Genomic DNA, 17,193 nt, shown 5'->3' on the forward strand with positions numbered 1-17,193 from the left:
AATTCCTCACTCCGCGCTACGAATTGGGAGCAGCCTGCAATGGCTCGTCACCTCATCACCTCTGCCCTGCCCTATATCAACGGGATCAAGCACCTGGGCAACATGGTGGGGTCCATGCTCCCGGCGGACGTCTACGCCCGCTATCTGCGCCAGCGGGGACACGACGTCCTCTACATCTGCGCCACCGACGAACACGGAACTCCGGCGGAACTGGGTGCGAAGGAGGCCGGACTTCCGGTTGACGTCTTCTGCGCCCGCGCGCACGACGCCCAAAAAGCGGTCTACGACGGCTTCGCGCTGTCCTTCGACCACTTCGGCCGCAGTTCCTCCGCCCAGAACCGCGACATCACCCAGCGCTTCGCCCGGCGCCTGAAGGAGAACGGCTTCATCGAGGAGCGCGCGATCCGCCAGGTCTACTCGCTGACCGACGAGCGCTTCCTGCCCGACCGCTACATCGTGGGCACCTGCCCGCACTGCGGTTACGACAAGGCGCGCGGCGACCAGTGCGAGAACTGCACCCGGGTGCTCGACCCCACCGACCTGATCGAACCGCGTTCTGCGATCAGCGGCAGCAGCGCCCTGGAGATCCGGGAGACCAAGCACCTGTTCCTCCTCCAGTCCGCACTGGCCGACGAGGTCGAGGCCTGGCTCGACGCGAACAGCGACGACTGGCCGACCCTGGCGTCCTCGATCGCTCGCAAGTGGCTCACCGAGGGCCTGCGCGACCGGGCGATCACCCGCGATCTCGACTGGGGTGTGCCGGTGCCCGCCGACACCTGGCCGGAGCTTGCCGCCGAGGGCAAAGTCTTCTACGTCTGGTTCGACGCGCCGATCGAGTACATCGGTTCCACCAAGGAGTGGTCCGACGCGGCACCGGCGGGCGAGGTGCGCGACTGGCAGTCGTGGTGGTACGAGGCCGACGAGAGCGTCCGCTACACGCAGTTCATGGGCAAGGACAACGTGCCCTTCCACACCGTGATGTTCCCGGCCACCCAGTTGGGCACCCGCGACCCGTGGAAGAAGGTCGACTTCGTCAAGGCCTTCAACTGGCTGAACTACTACGGCGGCAAGTTCTCCACCTCGCAGCGCCGCGGCATCTTCACCGAGGCCGCGCTCGACCTGCTGCCGGCCGACTACTGGCGCTACTTCCTGATGGCGAACGCGCCCGAGTCCGACGACACCTCGTTCACCTGGGAGCTCTTCGCGGCCGGCATCAACAAGGACCTCGCCGACACGCTGGGCAACTTCGTGAACCGGGTGCTGTCCTTCTCCCGGAAGCGCTTCGGCAACGAGGTGCCCGCCGGGGCGCCGGCCGGCGCGGCGGAGGCCAGGCTCGGCGAGCAGATCGCCGGACTGCTCGCGGAGTACGAAGGCCACATGGAGACGCTGCAGTTCCGCAAGGCGGCCCAGTCGCTGCGCGCGCTGTGGAGCGCGGGCAACTCCTACCTGGAGGAGAAGGCCCCCTGGATGGAGATCAAGACCGACCAGGACGGCGCCGCGCTGACGCTGCGCACCGCGATGAACCTGATCCACCTCTACGCGGTCATCTCCGAGCCCTTCATCCCGGCCTCGGCCGCCGCGATGCGGGCCGCCTTCGCGCTGCCCGCCGACGACGCCCGCTGGGTCACCCAGGACGAGGCCCGCACCCTGGCCTCGGTCCCGGCCGGCACCCCCTTCACCGTGCCGCCGGTGCTGTTCGCGAAGATCACTGACGACGAGCTGGCTTCGTACGTCGAGCGTTTCGGTGGCGACCCGGACGCCGCCGCGTAGGGTCCGGCGCCCCGCGCCCGGTGACCGCCGAGTCCTCGGCGGGCACCGGGCGCAACGGCCCCTCCTCGGGCAGCCGGGAGCGCTGCACGCCCGTACCCGCGGGCTTGCACGCGGAGACCGCCGAGGCGGCCGAGACCAGCGCGGCGGCCAGCCCGAGCACCGCGCGGCGCCGGCCGAGCTGCGCGGAGCCGCCGCTCATCCGAAGTCCGCCGACGCCAGCAGGTCGCTGACCTGCGCCAGCTGGGCGGGCGACGGGTGGGACAGGCAGGCCGTCGCCCACACCATCCTGCTCGTGCCGCCGGAGCGGACCATCGTCCTGCTGAGCTGCCGGGTCCCGTTGACCGTGTGGCAGGCCGTGGTCACCTCCGCGTCGGCGAGCGGCTGCTCCATGCCGTGCAGGATGTCCCCCTGCATCTTGACCGGCTCGCTGCGGAACATCACCAGCGCCCCGCCCCCGGCGAGCACCCGCGCCAGCGGGGTGCAGAAGCCGTCCAGGGCGTGCGCGCAGCCCTTCTCCGGCAGCACCAGCGTCTGCGAGGACAGGAAGACGCTGGTGGTGGCCGGGTCCGCCAGGATCCGCCAGCCCTGCGGCGGCCGCAGCCGCAGCCCGTCCATGCCGTCCGGCTGGTAGCCGCCGTCCGTGGTCGGGGCGGGGGTGGACATCGTCGGACGGTGGTCCGCCGGCGCCGTCGGCTTCCCGGCGGGGCCACTGGCCGCCACCGTCGGCAGCGCGGCCTGACCGCCGCCCTGCGGGCGCAGCAGCCCCGGCACCGCGGCCAGCACCGCCACGACGGCGAGCACCGCGCTCCCGGTGACCGCGGCCGCGCGCCGCCGGCGGCGGCGCCGCATCCGTTCGCGCACCCGCTCCAGACGCTGCGGCGGTGCGGGAAGTTGGGGCACCGCCCGCTCCAGCAGCACCCGCAGCTCGTCCTCGGCGCCGCTGCGGCCCTCGCCGATACCGTCCCGGTCAGTCACGGCACTCACCGCCGTCCGGCGTGACCGCGGACGGCAGCCGCCCGCGCAGCGTCCGCAGCGCCTTCGCCGCCTGGCTCTTCACCGTGCCCTCCGAACACCCCAGCGCCTCCGCGGTCTCGGTCACGCTCAGGTCCTCGAAGTAGCGCAGCACCACCACGGCCCGCTGGCGCACCGGCAGGGCGCGTACCGCCGCGCCGAGCGTCTGCTCCAGGTCCACTCCCGCGTAGTCGTCCTGCGGCAGCGCCTGGTCCGGCAGGTCGCCGTGCGGCACCTCGCCGCGCCATCGCCTGCGCCACCAGGAGGCATGGGTGTGCACCAGCGCCCGGCGGACGTACGCCTCGGGATTCTCCTCGGCGATCCGGTGCCATTTGGGCCACACCTTGGCCAGCACCGTCTGCAACAGGTCCTCGGCGAGGTGGGCGTCGCCGGTGAGCAGCCACGCGACCCGCAGCAGCCGTTGACCGCGTGCCGCGACGAACTGCTCGAACCCGCCCTCGCCCACCGAAAGTCCTTTCCACATGTCTACAACGCGGTCGGCCCCCTGTCCGGTTGCCCGCGTTCCGCGACCGAATTTGACCTTCGCGCGGCGCGACCTGATACTCACTGGAATTTCATCTCATCGGATATTCGGCGGAGGACACGTGCCCGCAGGCCACACCGTGGGGCTCGTGGACCCGGCACAGGACAGCCCTCCGCCGGCTGCCCGCGTCCGTACGAGGGACACCGTACGGGCGGCGGCGCGCGCGGCCGCACCCGCCGTGGGCGGATACCTGCTGGTCAGGCTGGTCGCGACCGGGATCCTCTGGCTGTGGGCGAACTCGGCGCACCAGAGCCTGGCCGGGGTGCTCGGCCGTAAATGGGACTCCATCTGGTTCCTCGGCATCATCCAGCACGGTTACGACCACGGCTCGCCGCTGGAGAGCAACCTCGCCTTCTTCCCGCTCTACCCCGAGTCGGTCCGCGCGGCCGCCGCGATCTCCCCGGTCGGTACCGCCGCCACCGGCATCGTCCTCGCCTGGATCTTCGCCGCCGCCGCCGCGTGGGGCCTGTACGCGATCGGTGCCAAGCTGCACGACCACCGCACCGGGGTGCTGCTCGCCCTGCTGTGGGGGTGCATCCCGCACGCCGTCGTGGAGTCGATGGCGTACACCGAGAGCCTGTTCACCGCGCTCGCCGTCTGGACGCTGTACGCCCTGCTGGACAAGCGCTGGCTGACCGCGGGGGTGTGCTGCCTGCTGGCCGGCCTGTCCCGGCCGACCGCCACCGCCCTGATCCCGGCGGTCTGCCTGGCCGCGCTGTTCGCCGTCATCCGCAGGCCCACCGCCTGGCGAGCCTGGGCGGCGATGCTGCTCGCGCCGGCCGGCTGGCTCGGCTACATGCTCTGGGTGGCCGCCCGGGTACACCGGCTCGACGGCTGGTTCCACATCCAGAAGGCCGGCTGGGGATCGTCATGGGACGGCGGCCGCTTCACCGTCGTCAACGCCCGCCACATCCTGCGCGGCGAGTCCCCCCTCGACCTCTACGCCGTGACGCTGGTGCTGCTGCTGGCCGTCGCGCTCTTCGCCCTCACCGTGGCCCAGCGCCAGCCGTGGCCGCTGCTGCTCTTCAGCGCGCTGCTGCTGGCCACGTCGATCGGGGGCTCCGGCTACTACCACTCCAAGGCCCGCTTCCTCGTCGCGGCCTTCCCCCTCCTCATCCCCCCGGCCGCCGCACTGGCCCGCGCCCGCCCGGCCACGACGGTCACGGTGGTGACGACCCTGACCCTGATCTCCTCCTACTTCGGCGGCTACCTCCTCCTGGTCTGGGTCCACTCCCCCTGACGGTCCCCTACGCAGAGGGTGCCCTACAGGGGCACGGGGAACTGCGCGCCCAGCCACTCACCGGCCGTCAGGCACGGACCCGCCGCAAGCGGCACCCGCCCAGGGGCGCGGGGAACTGCGCGCCCATCCCCCACCGGGCGGTGGTCCGGATGCGAGCAACAGCCCCTCCGCCCCGGGCAGGGGGGCGCCACCTGCGCGAGGGGGCCCCACGAGCCCCGCGGCCCGCGGAAGCGCACCCCCCCTGCGCAAGGGGAACCGCACAAGCCACCGCGGCCAGCGGGTTGGCTACTTCTGGCGGAGCTGGATATTGAGCTCGCGCAGCCGGTTGGGCTCGACCTCGGACGGCGCACCCATCAGGAGATCCTGCGCGTGCTGGTTGAGCGGAAAAGCGATCGTCTCGCGGATGTTGGGCTCGTCCGCGAGCAGCATGACCATCCGGTCGACGCCCGGCGCGATGCCGCCGTGCGGCGGCGCGCCGAAGTGGAAGGCGCGCAGCATCCCGCCGAATTCCGCCTCGACGGTCTCGCGCGAATACCCGGCGATCTCGAACGCCTTGTACATCACCGCGGGTTCGTGGTTCCTGATGGCGCCGGACGACAGCTCGATGCCGTTGCAGACAATGTCGTACTGCCACGCCAGGATGTCCAGCGGGTCCTTCGTCTCGAGCGCTTCGAGCCCGCCCTGCGGCATCGAGAACGGGTTGTGCGAGAACTCGATCGCCCCGGTGTCCTCGTTGCGCTCGAACATCGGGAAGTCGACGATCCAGCAGAAGCGGAAGACGCCCTCGTCGTACTGCCCGGCGCGCTTGGCGGCCTCGACCCGCACCGGCCCCATGATCTTCGAGACCTCGTCGAACTCACCGGCGCCGAAGAAGATCGCGGTGCCCGGCCTCGCGCCGACCGCGTCGACCAGCGCGGTCACGTCGTCCTCGGTGAGGAACTTGGCGATCGGCCCGGTGAGCGCGTTCTCCTCGCCGACCCGGACCCAGGCCAGGCCCTTCGCGCCGAGCGAGACGGCGTAGTCGCCGAGCTGGTCGAAGAACTTGCGCGGCTGGTCCGCGGTGTCGTGCACGGCCAGTGCGCGTACGTGCCGGTCGGCGAAGGCCTTGAAGCCGGAGCCGGCGAAGACGCCGGAGACGTCGACCAGTTCGAGCGCGGTCCGCAGATCCGGCTTGTCGTTGCCGTACTTGAGCATCGACTCGCGGAACGGGATGCGCGGGAAGGGCGAGGTGACCGTACGGCCGCCGCCGAGTTCGGTGAAGAGGTCGGTCATCACCTTCTCGATGACGCCGAAGACGTCCTCCTGCTCGACGAAGCTCATCTCCACGTCGAGCTGGTAGAACTCGCCGGGGGAGCGGTCGGCGCGCGAGTCCTCGTCGCGGAAGCAGGGCGCGATCTGGAAGTAGCGGTCGAAGCCGGAGATCATCAGCAGCTGCTTGAACTGCTGCGGCGCCTGCGGCAGCGCGTAGAACTTGCCGGGGTGCACACGCGAGGGCACCAGGAAGTCGCGGGCGCCCTCGGGGGAGGTGGCCGACAGGATCGGGGTGGCCATCTCGTTGAAGCCCAGCCCGGTCATCTCGCGGCGCAGGAAGGAGATGACCTGGGTGCGCAGCATGATGTTGCGGTGCATGCGCTGCCGGCGCAGGTCCAGGAAGCGGTTGGTGAGCCGCATCTCCTCGTTGGCGCTGTCCTCGGGGAAGACCGGGAAGGGCAGCGGGTCGGCGGCGCCGAGCACTTCGAGCGAGGTCACGTCGACCTCGATCTCGCCGGTGGGCAGTTCGGGGTTGACGTTCTCCGCCGAGCGGGCCAGCACCCGGCCGTCGACGCGGACCACGGACTCCTTGGACTGGCTGCTCAGCTGGTCGTAGACGGGCGAGCCCGGCCGGACCACCAGCTGCGTGAAGCCGTAGTGGTCGCGGAGGTCGACGAAGAGGATGCCCCCCAGGTCACGGCGATTGTGCAGCCAGCCGGACAGGCGGACGTCGGTGTCGACGTCGGTGGCGCGCAGCTCTCCGCAGGTGTGTGACCGGTACCGGTGCATCGTGGTTCGTCCAAGTCGTCAGGTCGTCGCGATGGTGGGGAACCCGCACAGCCTACCGGCGCGGGGGGCGCCTCCTCATCCGCGTATCCGTGCGGTGACCAGCCGGGCACATTGGCTCATACCAACCGAGAACACATAAACTGGGGCAATGCACTCCGAGGACGTCCTCGCCGCGGTCGGTTCCGGTCTCTGGCAGTGGGACGAGGGCACCGGCAACGTGACGGTGGACGGGTGCGCGGCGCGCTTGCTCGGTCTGCCGGGGGGCGCCGCCACGCTCCGGTCCAACGCGGTGCGCGCATGCCTGCACGCGGCCGACTACGTGTCGCTGAGCGCGGCGATCTCGCTGGCCGCGGCCGAGGGCACGGTCGCCGAGTCCCTGGTTCGGGTGGTCGGCGAGGACGGGAAGGTCGTGCGCACGCTGCGCGCACAGGTCGCTCCGCGCGGTGGTGTCCTCAGCGGCACCCTGCACGAGGTGCACACCTCGGGCCCGCAGTCCGGCCCGGCGACCGGGGACTGGCCGCGGGCCAGGGAGGCCTTCCTGCTGGACGCGGGCCGCGCGCTGGCCGAGGCGGACTCCACCGCGGAGGTGCTGCGGGTCGCGGCGAGCCTGTCGATGCCCGGCTTCTCGCCGGACGGCCTCGCCGTCTTCGGGGTGGAGGGCGACCGGCTGACGGTCATCGGCCACCACGGCCAGGAGGTCGCCGACGTCAGCCTCTGGGACATGCCGCTGGCCACCGACTATCCGGCCGCGCAGGTGGCCCGCACCGGCCGCGCGGTCTACGTGGGCTCGCCCGAGGAGTACGCCGAGCGCTTCCCGACGACCTGGCCGCTGGTGGAGCCGTACGGGCGGGTGTCCTGGGCGTATCTGCCGCTGGTCGCCGCCGGGACGACCATCGGCGCCTGGATGGCGGGCTTCCGCGAACCGGTCGCCTTCACCCCCGACGAGCGCTCGGTGCTCACCACGGTGGCCCGCATGCTCGGCCAGGCGCTGTCCAGGGCGGGTCTGCAGGAGTCGGAGCGCGAGCTGACCGCGGGCCTGCAGCGCACGATGCTGCCGGCGCGCAAGCCCGGCGTGTTCGGGATGGCGGTGGCCGCCCGCTACGTCCCCACCGGCGGCGGCCTCCAGGTCGGCGGCGACTGGTACGACGTGATCAGCCTGCCCTCCGGCCGTACCGCCATCGTCATCGGCGACGTCCAGGGGCACGACGTCAGGGCCGCGGGCCTGATGGGCCAGCTGCGGGTCGCGCTGCGGGCGTACGCGGCCGAGGGCCACGGGCCGGACGCGGTGCTGTCCCGCACCTCGCGCTACCTGGCCGGGCTCGCCGACGAGCAGGGCGCCGACGTCCGCTTCGCGACCTGCCTCTACGTCGAGATCGACCCGCTCACCGGCACCCTCGACGTGGTACGGGCCGGCCACCCGGAGCCCGCCATACGCCTGGGCGACGGCACCACCATCGTGCGGCGCACCGCCGTGGGGCTGCCACTCGGCATCGAGCCGGACTGCGACTACCCCACCACCAGGATGATGCTGGAGCCCGGCGAGGTGCTCGCGCTGTGCACCGACGGCATGATCGAGACCGGCGGCCACGACCTGGAGAGCGGCTGGACCCGCCTGACCCGGGCGCTTGCCGCCGGTCCCGCGGACGACCTGGAGGCACTCGCCGACGCCCTGGTCCAGGCCGTCGTCGGCCCGGGCTCGCACCAGACCACCGGCCCGCTCGCGGACCGCCGCGAGGACGACATCGCCCTGGTCCTGCTGCGCCGCGACCCCGACGGGCCGACCTGCGCGGTCCCGGTCCGCCGCACCATGCTCACCGTCTCGCAGGCCGACCCCGGCCAGATCCGCTCCTGCCGCGAGGACCTGCGCGCCCTGCTGCACGACTGGACCTCCCCCGAGCAGGTCGAGACGTCCGTCCTGCTGGTCTCCGAGGCCGTCACGAACGTGCTGGTCCACACAGACGGCGACGCCTCCGTGATGGCCCAGGTCACCGGCATGCCCGGCACCCGCCGCCTGCACGTCGACGTCGGCGACGGCTCCGACGACATGCCCCACCGCCGCTCCCCCGGCGAGCTGGCCTCCTCGGGCCGCGGCCTGCTGCTGATGGAGGAGCTGGCCGACGCGTGGGGCGTCGATCCGCGGGGGGACGGGAAGTCGACGTGGTTCGAGCTCTACGAGTCGACGGCGACGTCGCTGCTGTGACGCGTCCCGCGCCGAGCCCGTCACCCGCGTATCGGGGTGCCCGGCGGGGAATGCTCGCGGGATGGAGGAATCGGACGATACTGACGGGCAGTTGCGTGCCACCGACGCGCTGGCCGAGCTCATCCGGGCCGGACTGCCGCCCGTGCACTGGGCGGTGTGGTCGCCGCCGGCGTATCTGAGCGGCTTGTTCGCCGTCGAGCTGAGCGACACCCAGAAGTACGTCCACCTCGCCCGCTGGGCCGACGTGTTGGGCACCCCCCTGCGGACCACGGCCGGCACCAGCTCCCCGCCGGAGGACAGTTCGGAACCGGCCTGGCGGACGGAGCGCTACGAGCGGTCCCCGTGGGAGTCGCTGGAGATCGACTGCCTCTACCGTGACGTCCGCGTCCGCTTCTCCGCGGGCGTCGAACCGGGTACGACCGAGCGGACCCGGATGCCCCGGTCCAGGCCGGTCCGCTCCCGCACCGCCGTCCACACCGCCCAACTGCGCTCTGTGACGGCCCTGACCAGCCTGCTCATCGCCGGATTACCGCCCGTCGCCTGGGACATCGACGGCCGCGGCGAGGAACCCGCCCTGACCGGACGCATCCCGCCGACCCCCGGCAGAAGGCTGCGCGACGACCTTGCGGCCTGGGCGGACTTCCTCGGCAACCCGGTGGTCTACCGCAGCAGGAAGCGCACCGGCGGCTGGGGCACCAACCGCTGGGGCGAGGCCACCGGCACGACGCTCGACGTCCCGGTCGGTGTCACAGCCGCCGTCCGCCCCCCACTCCCCGGCTTCCACGGCCACCACCCGGCCCGTCCCTGACCCACGTGCCCCCTGGCCCGAGCGCCAGCCCGGCGACCACGGACTTCCCCCGGTGCGCCCGGGGGACCACCGCCCACGCGACCTCAGGCCAGCACGTCGACGGAGCAGCGGATGCCGGACGCACAGGACAGGCGGGCGTCGGCGGTCAGCAAGGTGCACTCGTACACCTCTGCCGCCGCCACGTAGGCAGCGTCGTATGCGGTGAGATTCGCCCGCAGTTCCCACATGCGCGGCAGCAGGACGCGGGTGAGGGGGACCTCCGGGTCCCATTGGCAAAGGGCCGCGACGGCATCCGCGGCATGGCTGGCGGAGATCTTGCCGCCGAGCAGGTTCCCGCGGACAACCGACAGGACCTCGACGCTCCAGTGCTGTGGAGCGATCCACCGGTCGTCGGCGGCCAGCGCCGCCCTGCACCGGTCGCCGGTCGTGCCCTCGTCCAGCAGAGCGAAGGCGAAGACCGAGGCGTCGACCACGATCACTCTGGCACCTCCGGTACGTCCGGAGTCCCAAGCCGACGGTCGCGCCCGCTCCGTTCGCCGGACAGCACGTCCAGCACGTCGCGGTTCGTGAGCGACGTGCCATAGGACGTGCCGCTGAAGCGCTGGAGCACGGCCAGGTTGTCCCGGCGCCGGACCTCGTCCTTGATCACGTCGAAGAGGTATGCCTGCAAAGACTGCCCACGTTCACCCGCGATCGCCGCGAGCTTGTCGCGCAGGTCGTCCGGGACGTCCCGAATCTGGAGAGCCACCATGCATGCAACTTTACATGCATTCGATGTGGCCGACGGCGTCATCCGCCGTGCCCGAGCGCCAGCCCGGCGACCACGGACTTCCCCCGGTGCGCCCGGGGGACCACCGCCCACGCGGCGGCGAGCGTGTCCACCAGCAGCAGCCCGCGCCCGGACTCGGCGTCCGGCGGCGGCCTGCGGTCGACGGCGGGCCTGACCGCACCCGGGTCGGAGACGGCGAGCCAGTAGTGCCCGTCGGCGGGCCACAGCACGAGCTCGACCAGATCCTCGGCGCACGTGCCGTACCGGACGGCGTTGGTGACCAGCTCGCTGGTGATCAGCCCCAGCTCGGCCCCCAGCCGGGACGCCGGCCCATAGGCCAGGGCTTCGGCAACGGCATGCCGCGCCTGCCCCACGGAGGCAGGATGCGCGGGAAACCGCCAGACGGCGGGCACGATCGGGATGTCAGGCATGGCGAACTCCGTTGCGAGGGTGAGCTGTTCCGGTGCCGCCGGTGGCATGCCGCCCTGGGCGCGAACGCACCCGCCCCAGGGCGGACGGGCGCGCTCACGCGGTGCGCTTCCGGCATCGCGCTGCGTAGTAGCGCGGTACTAACGCTAGAGCATCGGGAGTACACGTGCTACCGCTTCTGCGACTGTCATTGGACCCGACTTCCCGCCGCACGGCAGACTGAGCCGGGAGGAGAGGATTTCCATGCCGCCGAGGAGCAATCCGAGCGCACGCCAGCAGCGCCTGGGCGCGGAGCTTCGCAGGCTGCGCGAAGACGCCGGGCTCTCCACCGAGCAGGCCGCCGGCCTGCTGGACACCAAGCGGACCGTCATCTCCAGCACCGAGGCCGGACGCCACGGGATCAGCCCCGAGCGGGTACGTCGGATCGCCTTCGTCTACGACTGCACCGACCAGGAACTGATCGGCGCACTCGTCGCGATGTGCGGCGACCGCGCGCAGGGCTGGTGGGAGGACTTCCGGGGCATCCTGCCCCTGACGTTCCTCGACATCGCCGAAATGGAGTGGCACGCCCGGGGCCTGCGGGTCAGCACCATGACGCACATGCCCGGCCAGTTCCAGACCGAGGCCTATGCGCGCGCCCTATTCCGCGCCGCCATCCCGCCGCTGCCCGAGGCAGAGGTGGAGGCCAGGGTTGCCCACCGCGTGCAACGCCATCAGGCGATCGACCGCCCGGACGCGCCTCCGTACGAACTCGTCGTACACGAGGGGGCGTTGCGGACCGAAGTTGGCGGACGCGCGGTGCTGCGCGACCAACTCGCCCATCTCATGGCCGCCGCAGAACGCGACAACGTCACCGTTCAGGCCATCCCGTTCTCCGCCGGCGCCTTCCCCGGCTCGGGCCAGTCCATCCTGTACGCCCGCGCCCCGGTGCCCCGCCTGGACACCGCCCTGGCGGATCGCATCACGGTCGGGGAATTCGTCCACGCCGAGGCGCACTTGTGCAAGTACCGACTGCAACTCGACGCGATGCAGCGCATTTCCCTCCCGCCGGAGAAGACGCTCAACCTCATGCACTCCATCGCGTCCCAGCTCTAGGAGAGTTCACCTTGCCGGACATCACCTGGGAAGCACCGTTCTGCCAGGACGCAAGCAACTGCTTCCGCATAGGCACCGACACCGACGGCAAGGCCTACATCGCCGTAAGCGGCGACGAGGCCAACTACCTCACCGACACCCGCGAAGCACTCCGCACCCTCATCACCGACATCAAGGCCGGCAAGGCCGACCACCTCCTCTGACCCTGGCGGTGGTCGCCGGCTCATCCCGAATCGGCCAGCGCGGCCGTGCTTCCGCGCCTGACCGGTCCATGGTGTGACGCGCCGCCCCAGCCGGACGCCCGCGAAGCCGCGGCGCTGAGCGCCATCGACGCCGTCCGCCGCGGCTAGCGGCTCCTCACTGACCGTAGGGCGAGTCCGCCGGGATCGTGCCCAGGCGGCCCGCCTGGAAGTCGTCGAAGGCCTGGGCCAGCTCCGCGTGGGTGTTCATCACGAACGGGCCGTACTGCATCATCGGCTCGCGGATGGGGAGTCCGCCGAGCAGGACGAACTCGAAGTTCGCCGAGCGGGAGTCCTGCGTCTCGGCGGCGCGGATCGTCAGGGTGTCGCCGTCGCCGAAGACGACGGCCTGGCCCATGGCGAAGGGGCGGGACTGCGGGCCGGCGAAGCCGGTGCCGGCCAGGCCGTAGGCGAGGGCGTTGAAGTCGGCGCGCCAGGGGAGGGTGACCGAGGCGCCGGCGTTGAGGGACACGTGGGTCATGGTGATCGGCGTGTGGGTGGAGCCGGGGCCGACGTGGCCGCCGAGGTCGCCGGCGATCAGCCGGATGAGGGCGCCGCCGTCCGCGGAGGTGAGCAGCTTCAGGCCGCCGGCCCTGATGTCCTGGTACTTCGGGGGCATCATCTTGTCGGCCTTGGGGAGGTTGACCCACAGCTGGAGGCCGTGGAAGAGGCCGCCGCTGAGCACCAGGGACTCCGGCGGGGTCTCGATGTGCAGCAGCCCGGACCCGGCGGTCATCCACTGGGTGTCGCCGTTGGTGATGGTGCCGCCGCCGCCGTGCGAGTCCTGGTGGATGAAGGTGCCGTCCATGATGTACGTCACGGTCTCGAAGCCGCGGTGCGGGTGCCAGGGAGTGCCCTTGGGCTCGCCGGCCGCGTAGTCCACTTCGCCCATCTGGTCCATCATGATGAACGGGTCGAGGTGGCGGTAGTCGATGCCGGCGAAGGCGCGGCGGACCGGGAAGCCCTCCCCTTCGAACCCGCTGGGCGCGGTGCTGACGGCCAGGGCCTTGCGGGGTCGGCCGTCGGCGGGTGCGGTGACGCGCGGCAGGGTCAACGGGTTCTCTACGGTCACGGCGGGCATGGGGGCCTCCTTGGGGGACGTTCCGCTTCCAATGTAGTTGAAGGCTGAACATCTAGCAACGCGTGACCATTCCCTCACCCGACAGCATGAGGACAATCAGGCACGAGAGGGGACGGAACAGGAAGGACGTGCGGAACTCAGCCGTACATCCGGCGCATCGTGAAGTCCACCATCTGCTCGACCGCCTTGGCGTCGAAGACCATCCGGTGCTGGCCGTCGATGTCGATCACGAAGCCGTAGCCGGTCGGCAGCAGGTCGAGCACCTCGGCGCCGGTGATCACGAAGTACTTCGACTCCTTGCCCGCGTAGCGCCGCAGCTCCTTGAGCGAGCTGAACATCGGGATCACCGGCTGCTGCGTGTCGTGCAGCGCCAGGAAGCCCGGGTTCTCGCCGCGCGGGCAGTAGATCTTGGAGGTGGCGAAGATCGCCTGGAAGTCCTCGGCCGACAGCGAGCCCGTCGTGAAGGCGCGTACGGCGTCGGCAAGCGACGGCGGAGAGGGCTCGGGATAGCCGGACATGGGCGCGGCTCCGCCGGGAGCCGGGCCTTGGCCGGGATTCACGCTCTGGTCGTAGCCGTACACGGGCCCTAGCGTAACGGTGACCGGCGCGGCCCCAGCGGGGAACGGTGACTCCCGGCCGCCCGCGGAGCGAGGAACCCGTCACATCCACCCGCCGGGGGTTGCTTCTTATTACTGACGGGTAGCATCATGTCGATACACGTTCGGGTGACATCAGCAGTGTGACAGCAGCAGCGATACGGAGCCGTCGTCATGGGCCACTACAAGTCGAACCTCCGCGACATCGAGTTCAACCTCTTCGAGGTGCTCGGCCGCGACCAGCTCTACGGCACGGGTCCGTTCGCCGACATGGACGCCGCCACGGCCAAGGACGTGCTGGCCGAGTTGACCCGGCTGGCGGAGAACGAACTGGCCGGGTCCTTCGCCGACGCCGACCGCAACCCGCCGGTCTTCGACCCCGGGACCGGCACCGCGGCGGTTCCCGAGACGTTCAAGAAGAGCTACGAGGCCTTCATGGACGCCGAATACTGGCGGCTCGGCCTGCCCGAGGAGATCGGCGGCACCACCGCGCCGCGCTCCCTGATCTGGTCCTACGCCGAACTGGTGCTCGGGTCGAACCCGGCGATCTGGATGTACTCGTCGGGTCCGGCCTTCGCCGGCATCCTCTACGACGAGGGCACCGAGCAGCAGAAGAAGATCGCCGCGCTCGCGGTCGAGAAGCGCTGGGGCTCCACCATGGTCCTCACCGAGCCCGACGCGGGCTCCGACGTCGGCGCCGGCCGCACCAGGGCCGCCCGGCAGGACGACGGCAGCTGGCACATAACGGGCGTCAAGCGCTTCATCACCTCGGGCGAGCACGACATGTCCGAGAACATCATCCACTACGTGCTGGCCCGCCCCGAGGGCGCCGGACCCGGCACCAAGGGCCTGTCGCTGTTCATGGTGCCGAAGTACGAGTTCGACTGGGAGACCGGCGAGTTGGGCGCCCGCAACGGCGTCTTCGCGACCAACGTCGAGCACAAGATGGGCCTGAAGGCGTCCAACACCTGCGAGTTGACCTTCGGCGACAAGCACCCCGCCAAGGGCTGGCTGATCGGCGACAAGCACGACGGCATCCGGCAGATGTTCCGGATCATCGAGTTCGCCCGCATGATGGTCGGCACGAAGGCCATCGCGACGCTGTCGACGGGGTATCTGAACGCGCTGGAGTACGCCAAGGAGCGCGTCCAGGGCCCCGACCTGGCGCAGTTCACGGACAAGGCCGCGCCCAAGGTCACCATCACCCACCACCCCGACGTCCGGCGCTCGCTGATGACGCAGAAGGCGTACGCCGAGGGCATGCGCGCCCTGGTCCTCTACACCGCCACCGTCCAGGACGCCATCCAGGTCGCCGAGGCCACCGGCGCCGACGCGCGCCAGCTGCACGGGCTCAACGACCTGCTGCTGCCGATCGTCAAGGGCTACGGCTCGGAGAAGTCCTACGAGCAGCTGGCCCAGTCGCTGCAGACCTTCGGCGGCTCCGGCTACCTGCAGGAGTACCCGATCGAGCAGTACATCAGGGACGCCAAGATCGACACCCTCTACGAGGGCACCACCGCGATCCAGGGGCAGGACTACTTCTTCCGGAAGATCGTCCGCGACCAGGGGCAGGCGCTGACCACGCTGAGCGAGGAGATCAAGAAGTTCCTGGCCGAGGCCACCGGCGGGGCCGAACTCGCCGACGCGCGCGACCAGCTCGCCAAGGCCGCCGCCGACCTGGAGGCGATCGTCGGCACCATGCTGACCGACCTGGCCGCCACCGAGCAGGACGTCCGCTCGATCTACAAGGTCGGGCTGAACACCACCCGGCTGCTGCTCGCCTCCGGTGACGTGGTCGTCGCGTATCTGCTGCTGCGCGGCGCGGGCGTGGCGCTGGACAAGCTTCCGTCGGCCTCCGCCAGGGACACCGCCTTCTACACCGGCAAGGTCGCCGCCGCGAAGTTCTTCGCGACGAACATCCTGCCGGGCGTGGGGGTGCAGCGCGCGATGGCCGAGGCCGTCACGCTCGACGTGATGGACCTGCCGGAAGAGGCCTTCTGACCGCGGCTCTTCCCGCCGGGTGCCGCCACCGACTGGGTGGCGGCACCCGGCGTTTTCTATGCTGGCCGGTATGAGCCCGTCACCGCGCACCTTCGACCGCACCCACACCGACGACCTCGCTGCCTTCGTCCAGGCAGGACCGTCCCCGTACCACGTGGTCGCCACCGTCGCGGCCCGACTGGAAAAGGCCGGATTCCGCCAGGTCGCGGAGACCGACGCCTGGGACGCCGAGACCGGCGGCAAGTACGTGCTGCGCGGCGGCGCCGTCGTCGCCTGGTACGTCCCGCAGGGCGCCCGCCCCGAGACGCCCTTCCGGGTGGTCGGCGCCCACACCGACTCCCCCAACCTGCGGGTCAAGCCCCGTCCCGACATGGGGACGGCCGGCTGGCGGCAGGTGGCCGTCGAGATCTACGGCGGCCCGCTGCTCAACAGCTGGCTGGACCGAGACCTGGGCCTGGCCGGCCGGCTGTCGCTGCGCGACGGCTCCTCCGCCCTGGTCAACGTCGACCGCCCGCTGCTGCGGGTCGCGCAGCTCGCCGTCCACCTCGACCGCGGCGTCAACGACAACGGGCTCAACCTCGACCGGCAGCGGCACCTCCAGCCGCTGTGGGGCCTCGGCGAGGTCCACGACGGCGACCTCGTCGACTTCCTCGCCGCCGAGGCCGGCCTGGACCCCGACGACGTCGCCGGCTGGGACCTGATGACGCACGACGTCCAGCCCCCCGCGTATCTGGGCCGGGACCGCGAACTGCTCGCCTCCCCGCGTCTGGACAACCTGCTGTCCGTGCACGCCTGTACGGCGGCGCTGCTGGCGGCGGTGGAGTCCGGCGACCTGGACGCCATCCCGGTGCTCGCGGCGTTCGACCACGAGGAGAACGGCAGCGAGTCCGACACCGGCGCGCAGGGCCCGCTGCTCGGCAACGTCCTGGAGCGCTCGGTCCACGCCCGCGGCGGCGGCTACGAGGACCGGCTGCGGGCCCTGGCCGGCACCGTCTGCGTCTCCTCCGACGTCGGCCACGCGGTGCACCCCAACTACGCCGAGAAGCACGACCCGACGCACCACCCCCGGGCCAACGGCGGGCCGATCCTCAAGACCAACGTCAACCAGCGCTACGCCACCGACGGCGGCGGCCGGGCGCTCTTCGCCGCCGTGTGCGACGCGGCCGGGGTGCCCTACCAGCACTTCGTGTCCAGCAACGCGATGCCCTGCGGGACCACGATCGGCCCGATCACCGCGGCCCGCAACGGCATCACCACCATCGACGTCGGGGTGCCGATCCTGTCGATGCACTCCGCCCGCGAGCTGTGCGGGGCCGACGACCCGGGGCATCTGGCGACCGCGCTCGCGGGCTTCCTGACGGCGTAGCGTT

Annotated in this window: 16 protein-coding genes; 8 read left to right on the forward strand and 8 right to left on the reverse strand. The window is 71.3% G+C overall.

The window, feature by feature from the left end:
- Window positions 1-39: 39 nt before the first annotated feature.
- Entirely contained in the window at window positions 40-1,770 is a 1,731-nt protein-coding gene (gene metG / locus OG702_RS17510) for a methionine--tRNA ligase (protein WP_327289824.1), read from the forward strand.
- 195 nt (window positions 1,771-1,965) lie between these two features.
- Here the strand turns inward: metG and OG702_RS17515 are convergent, their stop codons facing one another.
- Both OG702_RS17515 and OG702_RS17520 read right to left on the reverse strand, forming a co-directional pair.
- On the reverse strand, window positions 1,966-2,745 hold the full coding sequence (locus OG702_RS17515) for a hypothetical protein (protein ID WP_327289825.1): 780 nt from the start codon (window positions 2,743-2,745) through the stop codon (window positions 1,966-1,968).
- Window positions 2,738-3,265 carry a SigE family RNA polymerase sigma factor gene (locus OG702_RS17520; RefSeq protein ID WP_442814452.1) on the reverse strand — a complete coding sequence of 176 codons (528 nt, stop codon included), beginning with the start codon at window positions 3,263-3,265 and terminating at the stop codon, window positions 2,738-2,740. Before OG702_RS17520 ends, OG702_RS17515 begins: the two co-directional genes overlap by 8 nt.
- A gap of 148 nt (window positions 3,266-3,413) precedes the next feature.
- Between OG702_RS17520 and OG702_RS17525 the strand changes: the two genes are divergently transcribed.
- The gene (locus OG702_RS17525) at window positions 3,414-4,565 is read left to right on the forward strand and encodes a hypothetical protein (protein WP_327289827.1); all 1,152 of its coding nucleotides are present in this window, start codon (window positions 3,414-3,416) and stop codon (window positions 4,563-4,565) included.
- A 285-nt stretch (window positions 4,566-4,850) separates the two neighbouring features.
- Here the strand turns inward: OG702_RS17525 and aspS are convergent, their stop codons facing one another.
- The gene (gene aspS, locus OG702_RS17530) at window positions 4,851-6,605 is read right to left on the reverse strand and encodes an aspartate--tRNA ligase (RefSeq protein ID WP_327289828.1); all 1,755 of its coding nucleotides are present in this window, start codon (window positions 6,603-6,605) and stop codon (window positions 4,851-4,853) included.
- A gap of 148 nt (window positions 6,606-6,753) precedes the next feature.
- Here aspS and OG702_RS17535 point away from each other — a divergent pair, with 148 nt between their 5' ends.
- Both OG702_RS17535 and OG702_RS17540 read left to right on the forward strand, forming a co-directional pair.
- Window positions 6,754-8,805, forward strand: a complete 2,052-nt coding sequence (locus OG702_RS17535) for an ATP-binding SpoIIE family protein phosphatase (protein ID WP_327289829.1) — start codon at window positions 6,754-6,756, stop codon at window positions 8,803-8,805.
- 61 nt (window positions 8,806-8,866) lie between these two features.
- Entirely contained in the window at window positions 8,867-9,613 is a 747-nt protein-coding gene (locus OG702_RS17540) for a hypothetical protein (RefSeq protein WP_327289830.1), read from the forward strand.
- An 83-nt stretch (window positions 9,614-9,696) separates the two neighbouring features.
- Here OG702_RS17540 and OG702_RS17545 read toward each other — a convergent pair whose 3' ends face one another.
- The 3 genes from OG702_RS17545 to OG702_RS17555 are packed head-to-tail and all read right to left on the reverse strand — an operon-like array spanning window position 9,697 to window position 10,813.
- On the reverse strand, window positions 9,697-10,092 hold the full coding sequence (locus OG702_RS17545) for a type II toxin-antitoxin system VapC family toxin (RefSeq protein ID WP_327289831.1): 396 nt from the start codon (window positions 10,090-10,092) through the stop codon (window positions 9,697-9,699).
- Complete coding sequence (locus OG702_RS17550) at window positions 10,089-10,364, reverse strand: hypothetical protein (protein ID WP_327289832.1); 276 nt, start codon at window positions 10,362-10,364, stop codon at window positions 10,089-10,091. Before OG702_RS17550 ends, OG702_RS17545 begins: the two co-directional genes overlap by 4 nt.
- 38 nt (window positions 10,365-10,402) lie before the next feature.
- Window positions 10,403-10,813, reverse strand: a complete 411-nt coding sequence (locus tag OG702_RS17555; RefSeq protein WP_327289833.1) for an ATP-binding protein — start codon at window positions 10,811-10,813, stop codon at window positions 10,403-10,405.
- Window positions 10,814-11,054: 241 nt separating this feature from the next.
- Between OG702_RS17555 and OG702_RS17560 the strand changes: the two genes are divergently transcribed.
- Both OG702_RS17560 and OG702_RS17565 read left to right on the forward strand, forming a co-directional pair.
- Entirely contained in the window at window positions 11,055-11,906 is an 852-nt protein-coding gene (locus OG702_RS17560; protein WP_327289834.1) for a helix-turn-helix domain-containing protein, read from the forward strand.
- A gap of 11 nt (window positions 11,907-11,917) precedes the next feature.
- Window positions 11,918-12,109, forward strand: coding sequence for a hypothetical protein (locus tag OG702_RS17565; protein WP_327289835.1), 192 nt, complete (start codon window positions 11,918-11,920; stop codon window positions 12,107-12,109).
- 154 nt (window positions 12,110-12,263) lie between these two features.
- On the opposite strand, the gene OG702_RS17570 is transcribed toward OG702_RS17565, so the two are convergent.
- Both OG702_RS17570 and OG702_RS17575 read right to left on the reverse strand, forming a co-directional pair.
- A complete protein-coding gene (locus tag OG702_RS17570) occupies window positions 12,264-13,226 on the reverse strand; it encodes a pirin family protein (protein WP_327289836.1) in 963 nt (320 codons plus the stop codon).
- A gap of 137 nt (window positions 13,227-13,363) precedes the next feature.
- On the reverse strand, window positions 13,364-13,807 hold the full coding sequence (locus tag OG702_RS17575; RefSeq protein ID WP_442814453.1) for an SseB family protein: 444 nt from the start codon (window positions 13,805-13,807) through the stop codon (window positions 13,364-13,366).
- A 189-nt stretch (window positions 13,808-13,996) separates the two neighbouring features.
- On the opposite strand from OG702_RS17575, the gene OG702_RS17580 reads away from it, so the two are divergent.
- Window positions 13,997-15,823, forward strand: a complete 1,827-nt coding sequence (locus OG702_RS17580; RefSeq protein ID WP_327289838.1) for an acyl-CoA dehydrogenase — start codon at window positions 13,997-13,999, stop codon at window positions 15,821-15,823.
- 70 nt (window positions 15,824-15,893) lie between these two features.
- The gene (locus OG702_RS17585; protein WP_327289839.1) at window positions 15,894-17,189 is read left to right on the forward strand and encodes a M18 family aminopeptidase; all 1,296 of its coding nucleotides are present in this window, start codon (window positions 15,894-15,896) and stop codon (window positions 17,187-17,189) included.
- Window positions 17,190-17,193 lie beyond the last annotated feature (4 nt).

The organism is Streptomyces sp. NBC_01198 (genome assembly GCF_036010485.1).
GTDB lineage: Bacteria > Actinomycetota > Actinomycetes > Streptomycetales > Streptomycetaceae > Actinacidiphila.

Coding starts and splice junctions, on each gene's coding strand:
- OG702_RS17560 (WP_327289834.1), top strand. CDS start 11,055: ATGCCGCCGAGGAGCAATCCGAGCGCACGCCAGCAGCGCCTGGGCGCG.
- metG (WP_327289824.1), top strand. CDS start 40: ATGGCTCGTCACCTCATCACCTCTGCCCTGCCCTATATCAACGGGATC.
- OG702_RS17540 (WP_327289830.1), top strand. CDS start 8,867: ATGGAGGAATCGGACGATACTGACGGGCAGTTGCGTGCCACCGACGCG.
- aspS (WP_327289828.1), bottom strand. CDS start 6,605: ATGCACCGGTACCGGTCACACACCTGCGGAGAGCTGCGCGCCACCGAC.
- OG702_RS17585 (WP_327289839.1), top strand. CDS start 15,894: ATGAGCCCGTCACCGCGCACCTTCGACCGCACCCACACCGACGACCTC.
- OG702_RS17520 (WP_442814452.1), bottom strand. CDS start 3,265: ATGTGGAAAGGACTTTCGGTGGGCGAGGGCGGGTTCGAGCAGTTCGTC.
- OG702_RS17570 (WP_327289836.1), bottom strand. CDS start 13,226: ATGCCCGCCGTGACCGTAGAGAACCCGTTGACCCTGCCGCGCGTCACC.
- OG702_RS17555 (WP_327289833.1), bottom strand. CDS start 10,813: ATGCCTGACATCCCGATCGTGCCCGCCGTCTGGCGGTTTCCCGCGCAT.
- OG702_RS17550 (WP_327289832.1), bottom strand. CDS start 10,364: ATGGTGGCTCTCCAGATTCGGGACGTCCCGGACGACCTGCGCGACAAG.
- OG702_RS17535 (WP_327289829.1), top strand. CDS start 6,754: ATGCACTCCGAGGACGTCCTCGCCGCGGTCGGTTCCGGTCTCTGGCAG.
- OG702_RS17580 (WP_327289838.1), top strand. CDS start 13,997: ATGGGCCACTACAAGTCGAACCTCCGCGACATCGAGTTCAACCTCTTC.